Source organism: Dactylosporangium sp. NPDC049742, from assembly GCF_040674675.1.
Taxonomy (GTDB): Bacteria; Actinomycetota; Actinomycetes; order Mycobacteriales; family Micromonosporaceae; genus Dactylosporangium; species Dactylosporangium maewongense.
This window is the reverse complement of sequence record NZ_JBFANF010000025.1, coordinates 131545-142251: the sequence shown is the minus strand read 5'-3', so window position 1 is coordinate 142251 and position 10707 is coordinate 131545. Positions and strand designations below refer to the sequence as shown.

Genomic DNA, 10707 nt, shown 5'->3' with positions numbered 1-10707 from the left:
GACTGATGAAGGGCGGCGCGTCATCCCTTGACCGCGCCGAGGGTGATCCCGGAGACGAAGTACCGCTGGACGAAGGGGTAGACGAGCATGATCGGCAGCGCGGTGAGCACGATCGTCACCGCCTGGATGTTGGCGGCGATCTGCAGCGCCGTGTCCGACGGCGTGGAGATGTCGGACCCGCCGGTCGAGCCGGCGATGAGGTTGCGCAGGTAGATGGTGACGGGGAACAGGTCGGCGTCGTCGAGGTACAGGAACGCCGGGAACCACGAGTTCCAGAAGGCCACCGCGTAGAACAGGACCATCGTGGCGATGACGGCCTTCGACAGCGGCAGCACGATCCGCCAGAGGATGCCGTAGGTGCCGAGGCCGTCGACGGCGGCGGCCTCCTCCAGTTCGACCGGCAGCCCTTCGAAGAACGACTTCATGACGAGGAGGTTGAAGACGCTGATGGCGTTGGGCAGCACGACCGCCCACATGGTGTTGCGCAGCCCGAGCCCGCTGACGAGCACATAGTTGGGGATCAGGCCACCGTTGAAGAACATGGTGAACACGGCGACGCCGACGAGCAGCGCCCGGCCCTTCAGGTGCCGCTTCGACAGCACGTACGCGTAGCAGGTGGTCAGCAGCATCGAGATGGCGGTCGCGACGACCGTGTAGACGACGGTGTTGCGGTAGTTGGTCCAGAACACGGGGTCGGACATGACCACCTGGTAGGTGGTCGTGTTGAAGCCGCGCGGCAGCAGGTTGACCTCGCCGGCCTGGATCGCCTGCTCCTCGCTGAACGAGCGGGCGATGACGTTGCAGAACGGGTACAGCGTCAGCACCACGACGGAGGTGAGGACCAGCCCGATGACGGCGCGCTTCACCACAGCCCCGCTCCGACCGTCCGCTTCGACACGAAGTTCGCCGTGAGGACGAGGGTCAGGCCGATCACCGACTCGAAGAGGCCGATCGCGGCGGCGTAGCTGAAGCTGCCGGAGACCACGCCGACCCGGTACAGGTAGGTGGAGATGACGTCGGCGGTCGGGAACGTGAGCGGGTTGTACAGCAGCAGGACCTTCTCGAACCCGACCGACAGGAACGTGCCGACGTTGAGGATCAGCAGGGTCACCATCGTCGGGCGGATGCCGGGCAGCGTCACGTGCCACGTCTGCCGCCACCGGCTGGCGCCGTCGATCCGGGCCGCCTCGTAGAGCTCGTGGTCGATGGTGGTGAGCGCGGCGAGGTACAGGATCGTGCCCCAGCCGACGGTCTGCCACACCTCGGAGGAGATGTAGATGGTGCGGAACCAGCCGGGCCGCTGCAGGAACGGCACGGCGTCGGCGCCGACGGCCCGCAGGCCCGCGTTGACCGCGCCGTCCAGGGCGAGCAGCTGGAAGACGATGCCGGCCACGACGACGATCGACAGGAAGTGCGGCAGGTAGGAGACGGTCTGCACGAAGCGCTTGAGCCAGCGGGTGCGCACCTCGTTGAGCAGCAGCGCGAGCACGATCGGCAGCGGGAAGACGAACAGCAGGGTCAGGCCGCCGAGGACCAGCGTGTTGGTGAAGACGTGCCAGAACGTCGGGTCCTGCCAGAACATCCTGAAGTAGCGCAGGCCGACCCAGGTGTCGCCGAAGAGGTCGCCGCCGGGGCGGAACCGCCGGAACGCGATGACGTTGCCGGCCATCGGCAGGTACCGGAAGACGACGAAGAACAGCAGCGGCAGCACGGCGAGGGAGTACAGCTGCCAGTCGCGGCGCAGCGCGGACCGCCAGGTGCGACGTCTCATGCCCCTCCCTCCACGGTCGAAAGTTTCGGCAAACATTCGGAAGGCATCGGGTAATGTAGATTCATCACTACGCCCTGTCAAGGACTCGATCTAGGCGGCATGACCTGCGCACACTGTTCCTGGTCAATGGATGGACCGCCCTGGAAACTTTCGGTCGAGGAGACCCATGCCGCAGTTCGACCTCCCACTGCCCGAGCTGCTGCGGTACGCCCCCGCGGTGGCCGAACCCGCGGACTTCGACGCGTTCTGGGCCGCGACGCTCGGCGACGCGCGGGCCGTGCCGCCGGTCCTCGCCGCCGACCGGGTGGCCACCGGGCTGCGGCTCGCCGACACCTGGGACGTGACCTTCGCCGGCTTCGGCGGCGACCCGGTCCGTGCCTGGTTCAGCCGGCCCGCAGACGTGTCCGCGGGGCTGCCCGCCGTGGTGGAGTTCGCCGGCTACGGGCGCGGCCGGGGCCTGCCGCACGAGCGCCTCACCTGGGTCACGGCCGGCTACGCGCACCTGCTGATGGACAACCGCGGGCAGGGCGACCTGTACGGCAACGGCGGCGCCACCCCCGACCCGCACGCCGGCGGGTACCGGCCCGTCACCGAGGGGATCCTGGCGCCGCACGACTACTACTACCGGCGGCTCGTCACCGACGCCGTCCGGGCCGTCGACACGGTCCGGGCGCTGCCGGGCGTCGACCCGGCGCGGGTCGCGGTCGCCGGCAACAGCCAGGGCGGCGGGCTCGCCCTCGCCGTCGCGGGGCTCGTCCCCGACGTCGCGGCGCTGCTGGCGACCGCGCCGTTCCTGTGCCACTTCCAGCGGGCGGTCGCGCTGACCGACGCCTCGCCGTACGGGGAGATCGCCCAGCACCTTGCCGTGCACCGCGGCATCGAGGACCAGGTATGGCGCACGCTGTCCTACGTGGACGGTGTCAGCTTCGCCCGGCGCGCGAGGGCACCCGGCCACTTCGGCGCCGGCCTGCGCGACACCGTGTGCCCGCCGAGCACGGTGTTCGCCGCGTACAACGCGTACGGGTGCGCCGACCGCGTGATGCACGCCTACCCGTACAACGGCCACGAGGGCGGCGACGCGGTCCACGTGCGGCGCCAGCTGGACTGGCTGCCATCGAAACTTTCGGCGTAGACTCGCGGGCTATGCCTACTCCGAGGCCGACCCCCAGGCCGCCGCACAGCAGGGCCACCATGTCGGAGATCGCGGCCGAGGCCGGGGTGTCCGTCCCCACCGTGTCGAAGGTGCTCAACGGCCGGCGCGACGTCGCCCCGGCGACCCGGGAGCGGGTCGAGGCGCTGCTGCGCGCCCGCAGCTACCTGCCCCGCCGCACGCCGCCGGCCCGCACCGCCGGCCTCATCGACGTCGTCTTCGTCGACCTCGGCAGCCCGTGGGCGATGCAGATCCTCGCCGGCGTCGAGGAGGTCGCGCACCGCGCCGGCACCGGCGTCGTGGTCTCCGCCGTGCACGGGCGCACCCGCACCGCGCCCGACCGCCGCTGGCTGGAGCACCTCGCCGCGCGCCGCTCCGACGGGGTCCTGCTCGTGCTGTCCGAACTCGCCGCCGACCAGCGCGAGCGCCTCGCCGACCTCGGCATCCCCGTCGTCGTCGTCGACCCGGCGGGGCAGCCCGACCCGAGCGTCCCGTCGGTCGGCGCCACCAACTGGACCGGCGCGCTCACGGCCACCGAGCACCTGATCGGCCTCGGCCACCGGCGGATCGCCGTCATCGGCGGCCCCGGCGACGTGCTGTGCGCCCGCGCCCGCGTCGACGGCTACCGGGCGGCGATGCACGCCGCCGGCCTCGACGTCCCCGCCGGCTACGAGCGCACCGGCGACTTCACCAGCCCGACCGGCCACCGGGAGACCCTCGCCCTGCTGGACCTCCCGGAGCCGCCGACCGCGATCTTCGCGTGCGCCGACGAGATGGCCCGCGGCGCCTACGAGGCCCTGTACGAGCGCGGCCTGCGCGTCCCGGACGACCTGAGCGTCGTCGGGTTCGACGACCTGGAGCAGGCCCGCTGGTCGATCCCGCCGCTGACCACCGTGCGGCAGCCGCTGACCGAGATGGCCGGCCTGGCGACCCGGATGCTGCTGTCCCTCGCCGCCGGCGAGACCCTGGACTCGACCCGCCTGGAGCTGGCCACCCCGCTCGTCGTGCGCTCCAGCACCTCGCCGCCTGGAAATGTTTCCATGTCCTTCGAACGACGGCGGCCATAGACTGGCGTCGTGGACTCCGCGAGCGCGCCAGCCCCCGGCGGCCGCCGGCGCCGCGGCGAGGTCACCGTGGCGACCATCGCCCGGCTCGCCGGGGTGTCGCCGCCGACGGTTTCGAAAGTTCTGAACGGTCGGTCCGGCATCGCCGTGGAGACCCGCGACCGGGTCGAGGCGCTGCTGCGCGAGCACGGCTACCGGCGCGGCGAGCAGCACGGCGGCGCGGCCGCGACGCCGAGCGTCGAGGTCGCGTTCTACGGCCTGGAGAGCCACCTGGCGATGGAGATCCTGCGCGGCGTCGAGCAGGTCGTCCGCGACCGGGGCCTCGCCGTCGGGTTCACCGACCTGCAGGGCCCCGCGCCCGGCGGGCGCCGCACCGCCGACCGGCTCCTCGCCCGCCGCCCCACTGGCGTCATCGCGGTCAACTCGGCGTTCCGGGCCCGCCAGTACGAGCAGCTCGCCGCCGGCGGCGTGCCGATGGTGGTGCTCGACCCGACCGGCGAGCCGATGCACCCGATCCCGTCGGTCGGCGCGACGAACTGGAGCGGCGGCATCGCCGCGACCCGGCACCTGCTCGACCTCGGCCACCGGCGGGTCGGCGTGATCACCGGCCCGATGGAGTACCTGTGCGCCCGGGCCCGCCTCGAGGCCTGCCGCGGCGCCCTCGACGCCGCCGGCGCCCCGCTCGACCCGGCCCTGGTCCGGCACGGCCGGTTCGACTTCGACGACGGCGTCCTGCTCGGCCGGCAGCTGCTGTCGCTGCGGCACCCGCCGACCGCGATCCTGTGCGGCGACGACCTGCAGGCCCTCGGCGTCTACGAGGCCGCCCGCCTGCTCGGCGTCCGCATCCCCGACGACGTCAGCGTCGTCGGCTTCGACGACATCGAGGTGACCCGCTGGTGCGGGCCGCCGATGACGACCGTGCGGCAGCCGTTCGCGGAGATGGGCGCGACCGCCGCCCGCATGGTGCTGCAGCTGGCGGTCGGCGAGCCGGTCGAGCCCACCCGCGTGGAGCTCGCCACCAAGCTCGTCGTCCGCGCCAGCACCGCACCCCCGCCGTCGTGAGCGGCCCCACTTCGGACCGGCCGGCGAAGGCCGTCATCTCCGAGCTGCTCGCCCGCGACGTCGTCCCCGTGCTCAAACGGCACGGGTTCGCCGGGCGGGGCCGCAACTTCCGCCGTACGCGGGAAGGCCGGCAGGAGCTCGTCACCGTCGAGCCGCACCGGTGGAACGACCGGCACGGCGGCGCGTTCGCGATCGACCTCGGCGTCTTCATCGACGCCCTCGACGCCGCCGAGTCCCTGGTGCCGCCGGCCGAGCCGCCGGCGCAGCACGAGTGCCACCTCCAGGTCGGCAGCGGCTTCCGGTGGACGTTCGACGCGGCCACCGACCTGCGCGCCCTGGGCGCTTCGGCCGGCGAGTGGGTGCGGCGGGAGGCGCTGCCGCGCTTCGACCGGCTCGCCACCGGCGCCGGCGTCCTGGACTGGCTGCGGGACCGGACCGACCCGCCGGGGCTGCGGCAGGTGTACCTGGCGGCCACCGCGGGCGCGCCGGAGCCGGCCCAGGCGTGGCTGGACCGGGTCGTCGCCGAGGCCGCGCCGTGGCCGCTGCCCGTGCGCCGCGAGGCGGCCAGGTTCGCGGCGCTGCTCGGGCTGCGCTGCCCGCCGCCGGTCGACTCCCCCACCCTGACGGTGACGTTCCGGCTCCCCCACGACGCCCAGCCGCGGCAGCGCGAGGAGGCGCTGCGGCAACTCTCGTACAAGCTGAACCAACACCTCACCGAGCTGCGTGCGGGCCGCCCGTCCGCGGAGGCCGGCGCCCTCTACCACTCGCTGAGCAGCGACGGACCCGTGTGCACCGCCGACTTCTACGGCGCGCCCGCCGAGGACCTCCTGCGCCCGCTGCGGCGCGCGTTCGCGAAGCTTGCCCCGCACTTCGCGGAGATCCGTGAAAGTTCCACACCGTGCGGCGCGTCACCGGCCCCGCCGCCACCACCTGATTGACACACCGCACCGGGGTGCACACGCTCTGCGCGTGGAGACAGTGACGAGCCACGCCGTCGCGTTCCAGGGCGACGGAGCGGGCGTCGAGGAGCTGACCTGGGGCCAGCGCGACGTGTGGGACCTCATGCGGCGCACCGGCCGGACGATGAACATCGGCGGCGCCGTCCGCGCCGGCGACGGCGAGACCGTCGAGGGGGTCGCGGCCGTGCTGCGCTTCCTCGTCGGGCGGCACCAGGCCCTCCGCACCCGGCTGTCCCCAGTGGACGGTGGCCCGCCGCGGCAGGTGGTGTCCGCCTCCGGCGAGATCGCCCTCGAGGTCGTGGACGTCGTGGACGACGAGCCGGACCTGGTCGCCGAGCGGCTGCGGGTGCGGTACCAGACGACGCCGTTCGACCCGTTCGCGGAGTGGCCGGTGCGGATGGCGGTGGTGCGCTCCGGCGGGACGCTCACGCACGTGGTCGTCATGTACTACCACGTGGTCGTCGACGGGTTCGGCATCAATGCGATCGTCCGCGACCTCGCCCGCCTCGACCCGGCGACCGGTCTCGCGACCGAGCCCGCCGAGGGCACGCAGCCGCTCGACCTCGCCCGCCAGCAACGGGCGCCGGAGGCGCTGCGGCAGAGCGGGAAGTCGCTGCGGTACTGGCAGCGCCAGCTGCTGCGGGTCCCGCCCGCGCCGGCGCCGGCCACGCCCCCGGACGGCCCGCGCTTCCGGGAGATCGTGTGCGTGTCGCCGGCGCTGGCCCTTGCGGTCCGGCGGCTCTCCGCGTGGACCAGGGTGGCGTCCGGGCCGATCCTCCTCGCCGCGTACGCCGTCGCCACCGCCCGCCTCACCGGCGCGGACACCGCCGTCGTGCAGGTCGTCGTCAGCAACCGGTTCCGGCCCGGGTTCGCCGACGCGGTCGGCAGCCTGCGGCAGTTCGGGCTGTGCGTCATCGACGTCGGCGGCCCGTTCGAGGAGGTGGTCGCGCGGGCGTGGAGCGCGGCGATCGGCGCCTACAAGCACGGCTACTACGACACCGCGGCGCACCAGTCGCTCGTCGCCGGCCGCGAGTCCGACCTGTCGTGCTACCTCAACGACCGCCGCATGGAGACCCGCGCCGACGACGCGGCCGTGGACCCGCCGGACGGCGACGTCGAGGCCGCGCTGCCGCTCACGAAGCTGGACTGGGGCGTGCACGAGGAGACCTACGACGGCTCGCTCTACCTGCACGTCGAGGACACCGCGGACGCGGTGGACGCCGTCATGTTCACGCTGTGGGGCGACACCCGCCGGTACCCGCCGGAGGCGCTGCTGCGGTGCGCCCGCGACATCGAGGCGGTGGTCGTCGACCCGTTCAGAAGTCGCGAACCTCGTCGAACCAGCGGGCCGCCGCCTCGGTGAGGTCCCCGCACGGGGTGGTGGCGGTCAACCGGTGGACGGCCTCGCCGGCGTCCTCGCGCTCCGTCGTCTCGATGCCGGGCAGCGCGTTCACCGCGCCGACGAACCCGCGCACGGCCGCCTCCACGTCCTGTCGCGTCGTGGCCGCCCCGATCGCCTGCTCCGCCGCGCGGTACGCCGCCGTCGCCGCCTTCCCGGTGCGCGACGGCCAGCCCGCGAACGGCAGGCCGTGCCCGGCGGCGAACCACTCGGGCCTGCGCAGCCTGGTGACGGTGCCGTGCCCGCGCAGCCGCTTCCCCACCACGGCGTCCACATCGGACGCGAACAGCCGGGTCAGGTCCGGCCAGGCGTCCACCGCGGGCAGGCCGGTGAGGTCGGGGCACAGCTGCAGGTGCAGCGCGGTCAGCCGGCGCAGCCCGCCGAGCGCGTCCACATTGGCCAGTCCCCCGCTGAGCGTCAGGGTGCGCAGCTCCGGGAACTGCAGCAGGCTCGCGCAGTCGAACGGCTGCCGCAGCGGCGGCACGGTGACCCTGACCGAGTGCGCGCCGGCGAGCGCGGGCAGGTCCGGCAGCCGCAGCGGCGGCCTGCCCGGCCCCGGCCGGGTGTCGGGGGCGAACGACAGCCCGGGGCAGGCGGCACCCGGGGCGAGGTCAGGGACCAGCAGGTGCGGGTCACCGGTGACCATGACGTGCCCGCGCGCCGCCGGCAGCGTCAGCCGCAGCGGCGCGTCGCGCAGGGTGATGCCGAGCGTGCCGATGTCCGCCGCGGCGGCGTCGACGGCGTGCGCCGCGCGCGGCCGCCAGTCGAAGGTCTCGATCGGCCGGCGCCCGGCCCAGCGGAAGAAGCCGGTGTCGTCGCCGTCGTAGACGATCCGGCGCGGCCACGGGTACCCGGCCGGAACGGTGAACGGGTCGAACACCGACCAGTCGATCGCGTCGCCGGGCGCGACGACCAGGTCCGGGCGTGGGGTGCCGCCCTCGGGCCCGATGACGACGACGCCGACGCCGGGCCGGCGCTCCAGCCGGTGACTGTCCGGCCCGGTCAGGGAGATCTTCACCGGGCCTCGACGAACGCCTCTTCGTCGTTCAGCGCGCGGTACTCCTCCATGCCCAGCAGCGCGACGGCCGGCGCCACCTGGGTGTGCATGGCGAGCAGCGCCGCGATCTTGCGGTCGAGCTCCGCTCCCGTCAGGTGTACGCGCAGCGCCAGCTCCTCCGCCGCGACGCCGACCGGCCGCTCGTCGGTCATGAAGACCTGCCACTGCTCGTACCGCTCGCTCCAGGCGGCCAGATGCTCCTGGGTCATGGCGGCGTGCAGGAGCCGCCCGGGCCGGCCGGCCCGCTCCCAGGCGGCGCCGACCCACGCGGAGATCGTCTGATGGTCGGGGTGGAACGTGCCGCCGTCCGGCCCGAACGTCAGCACCGTGTCGGGGGCGACATCGGCCAGCAGCGCCGCGATCCGCTCGACCGGCTCGGCCGGGTCCATGCCCGCCAGCCCGCCGTCGGGGTAGCCGAGGAACCGGTGGTCGGTGACGCCGAGCACGGCCATCGCGGCGGCGGCCTCCCAGCGGCGGGTGCGGCCGAGCCGCTCCGGCGGCCACCCGACCGGGTCGTCGGTGCCGAGCTCGCCGGCGGTGGCGCTGACGCACACGACCCGCTGCCCGTTGGCGACGGCGGCCGCCATGATGCCCCCGGCACCGTACGTCTCGTCGTCGGGGTGCGCCCAGATGGACACGATCGTGCCGAGCTTCTCCGCCTGCTCCGTGACCCGCTGCTCCACGCGTCCATCTTGCCGGTTCCGCTCGACCGCCGGGCGCCCGCCGCGGTGTGACGGAGCTCCCGCAACGCTCCGTCACGCGCGGTGAGCGACAATACTGCGGTGAGCCGGATCCTCATCGTCGACGACGACGAGCCGCTGCTGCGCGCGCTGCGGATCAACCTCACCGCCCGCGGCTACCAGGTCGACACCGCCGGGACCGCCACCGCCGGCCTCATCTCGGCCGGCAACCACCGCCCCGACCTCGTCATCGTCGATCTAGGCCTGCCCGACCTCGACGGCATCGAGGTGGTGAAGGGCCTGCGGGCCTGGAGCGACGTGCCCATCGTCGTCCTGTCGGCCCGCCACTCCGAGCCCGCCAAGGTGGCCGCCCTCGACGCCGGCGCCGACGACTACGTCACCAAACCCTTCGGCGTCGACGAGTTCCTCGCCCGCATCCGGGCCGCCCTCCGCCGCGGCGCACCCCCGGCGGCGACGGCCACGGCGACGGTCGTGAGGACCGACGCCTTCGTCCTCGACCTGACCGCCAAGCGCGCCACCCTCCCCACCGGCGACGTCCACCTCACCCCGACCGAGTGGCACCTCCTGGAGGTCCTCGCCCGCACGCCCGGCACCCTCGTCGAGCACCGCCGCCTGCTCCGCGAGGTCTGGGGCCCCCGGTACGAGACGGAGACGAACTACCTGCGGGTCCACTTCGCCAACCTCCGCCGCAAGCTCGAGCCCGACCCCGCCAACCCCCGCCACCTCCTCACCCATCCGGGCCTCGGCTACCGGCTGGAGCTCTGACCGCCGCGGCGTCACGGCGACGAGAACCTGTCCGCCAGCGCCGGGTCGTCGAAGAGCGTGATCGCGGTGATGCCCGCCTCGGTGACCGTGAGGACGGCCAGGCCGAACAGTTCGCCGCGGCACCAGGCCAGGGCGGCGGGTTGCGTGTTGGACTCGGTCGGGGTCATCCGCCAGTCGCCGGGGGCGCCCATGGCCGGGGAGGCGAAGGCCAGGCAGGCGTCGCGGCCGGACGACGACGTACGCGCGCCGACGGGTTCGATGACGGCGTCGGCGCGCAGAACGGCGCGGAAGGCGGCGGCGTCGGAGGACTCCCAGGCGGCCATGTAGCCGGCGAGCAGCTCCTGGGCGCGGGGTGACGCCGCCTCCAGGACGTCGTCGCGGTCCGGGGCGGCCTCGGCGAGGCGGGCGCGGGCGCGCTGCAGGGCGCTCTTCACGGCCGGCACCGACATGTCCAGGACCTCGGCGGTCTCGGTCGCGGAGAAGGACAGCACCTCCCGCAGCAGCAGGACGGCGCGCTGGCGCGGGGCTGCTCGAAGGAGGACCACCCGCGCAGCGCCCGCACGTAGGTGTCCTGGACGGCGTCCTCGGCCTCGTGGAAGGCGCCGAGCATCCGGTACGCGTGCGCGAACAACCCACGGCGCTCCGATTCGAAAGCCTCGGTCAGGGGCCGGGTCGCTGGCGCGCTCATCGGGCCGTCCTCCTGGTCGCCTCGCCGGGCGGCCATCGTTCTGATCGTGTCCATACCGTACTGACCGCCGGCACCGCCGGAAGGAATCGGT

Annotated in this window: 12 protein-coding genes; 6 read left to right on the top strand and 6 right to left on the bottom strand. The window is 73.9% G+C overall.

Going from position 1 to position 10707, the window contains the following annotated elements:
* Window positions 1-20: 20 nt before the first annotated feature.
* Together AB0J72_RS28535 and AB0J72_RS28530 are read right to left on the bottom strand one after the other, a co-directional pair.
* Window positions 21-869 carry a carbohydrate ABC transporter permease gene (locus AB0J72_RS28535; RefSeq protein WP_363403809.1) on the bottom strand — a complete coding sequence of 283 codons (849 nt, stop codon included), beginning with the start codon at window positions 867-869 and terminating at the stop codon, window positions 21-23.
* The gene (locus AB0J72_RS28530; protein WP_363403807.1) at window positions 863-1771 is read right to left on the bottom strand and encodes an ABC transporter permease subunit; all 909 of its coding nucleotides are present in this window, start codon (window positions 1769-1771) and stop codon (window positions 863-865) included. Before AB0J72_RS28530 ends, AB0J72_RS28535 begins: the two co-directional genes overlap by 7 nt.
* Window positions 1772-1937: 166 nt before the next feature.
* Between AB0J72_RS28530 and AB0J72_RS28525 the strand changes: the two genes are divergently transcribed.
* From AB0J72_RS28525 to AB0J72_RS28505, 5 genes are read left to right on the top strand one after another with little or no spacing between them, the layout of a single operon-like run.
* Window positions 1938-2903 carry an acetylxylan esterase gene (locus AB0J72_RS28525; protein WP_363403805.1) on the top strand — a complete coding sequence of 322 codons (966 nt, stop codon included), beginning with the start codon at window positions 1938-1940 and terminating at the stop codon, window positions 2901-2903.
* 59 nt (window positions 2904-2962) lie between these two features.
* Window positions 2963-3988, top strand: a complete 1026-nt coding sequence (locus tag AB0J72_RS28520) for a LacI family DNA-binding transcriptional regulator (protein ID WP_363403803.1) — start codon at window positions 2963-2965, stop codon at window positions 3986-3988.
* A gap of 9 nt (window positions 3989-3997) precedes the next feature.
* Window positions 3998-5047 (top strand): LacI family DNA-binding transcriptional regulator, encoded by a 1050-nt coding sequence (locus tag AB0J72_RS28515; RefSeq protein WP_363403801.1) that lies wholly within the window; start codon window positions 3998-4000, stop codon window positions 5045-5047.
* Window positions 5044-5985 carry a DUF4304 domain-containing protein gene (locus tag AB0J72_RS28510; RefSeq protein WP_363403799.1) on the top strand — a complete coding sequence of 314 codons (942 nt, stop codon included), beginning with the start codon at window positions 5044-5046 and terminating at the stop codon, window positions 5983-5985. The genes AB0J72_RS28515 and AB0J72_RS28510 overlap by 4 nt, the downstream gene beginning before the upstream one ends.
* A 31-nt stretch (window positions 5986-6016) precedes the next feature.
* The gene (locus AB0J72_RS28505) at window positions 6017-7369 is read left to right on the top strand and encodes a condensation domain-containing protein (RefSeq protein WP_363403797.1); all 1353 of its coding nucleotides are present in this window, start codon (window positions 6017-6019) and stop codon (window positions 7367-7369) included.
* Here the strand turns inward: AB0J72_RS28505 and AB0J72_RS28500 are convergent.
* Together AB0J72_RS28500 and AB0J72_RS28495 are read right to left on the bottom strand one after the other, a co-directional pair.
* Window positions 7323-8423 carry a hypothetical protein gene (locus AB0J72_RS28500; protein ID WP_363403795.1) on the bottom strand — a complete coding sequence of 367 codons (1101 nt, stop codon included), beginning with the start codon at window positions 8421-8423 and terminating at the stop codon, window positions 7323-7325. The genes AB0J72_RS28505 and AB0J72_RS28500 overlap by 47 nt on opposite strands.
* Window positions 8420-9145, bottom strand: coding sequence for a PIG-L family deacetylase (locus AB0J72_RS28495; protein ID WP_363403793.1), 726 nt, complete (start codon window positions 9143-9145; stop codon window positions 8420-8422). The genes AB0J72_RS28500 and AB0J72_RS28495 overlap by 4 nt, the downstream gene beginning before the upstream one ends.
* Before the next feature lie 99 nt (window positions 9146-9244).
* Between AB0J72_RS28495 and AB0J72_RS28490 the strand changes: the two genes are divergently transcribed.
* Window positions 9245-9928: a response regulator gene (locus AB0J72_RS28490; RefSeq protein WP_363403791.1), complete on the top strand. Its 684-nt coding sequence runs from the start codon at window positions 9245-9247 to the stop codon at window positions 9926-9928.
* A gap of 11 nt (window positions 9929-9939) precedes the next feature.
* On the opposite strand, the gene AB0J72_RS28485 is transcribed toward AB0J72_RS28490, so the two are convergent.
* Together AB0J72_RS28485 and AB0J72_RS28480 are read right to left on the bottom strand one after the other, a co-directional pair.
* Complete coding sequence (locus tag AB0J72_RS28485) at window positions 9940-10473, bottom strand: sigma factor-like helix-turn-helix DNA-binding protein (protein WP_363403789.1); 534 nt, start codon at window positions 10471-10473, stop codon at window positions 9940-9942.
* Complete coding sequence (locus AB0J72_RS28480) at window positions 10359-10616, bottom strand: sigma factor (RefSeq protein WP_363403849.1); 258 nt, start codon at window positions 10614-10616, stop codon at window positions 10359-10361. The genes AB0J72_RS28485 and AB0J72_RS28480 overlap by 115 nt, the downstream gene beginning before the upstream one ends.
* Window positions 10617-10707: the final 91 nt, after the last annotated feature.

Excerpts from the sequence above, each read along its gene's own strand:
- AB0J72_RS28530 (WP_363403807.1), bottom strand. The coding sequence starts at position 1,771 with ATGAGACGTCGCACCTGGCGGTCCGCGCTGCGCCGCGACTGGCAGCTG.
- AB0J72_RS28525 (WP_363403805.1), top strand. The coding sequence starts at position 1,938 with ATGCCGCAGTTCGACCTCCCACTGCCCGAGCTGCTGCGGTACGCCCCC.
- AB0J72_RS28520 (WP_363403803.1), top strand. The coding sequence starts at position 2,963 with ATGTCGGAGATCGCGGCCGAGGCCGGGGTGTCCGTCCCCACCGTGTCG.
- AB0J72_RS28480 (WP_363403849.1), bottom strand. The coding sequence starts at position 10,616 with ATGAGCGCGCCAGCGACCCGGCCCCTGACCGAGGCTTTCGAATCGGAG.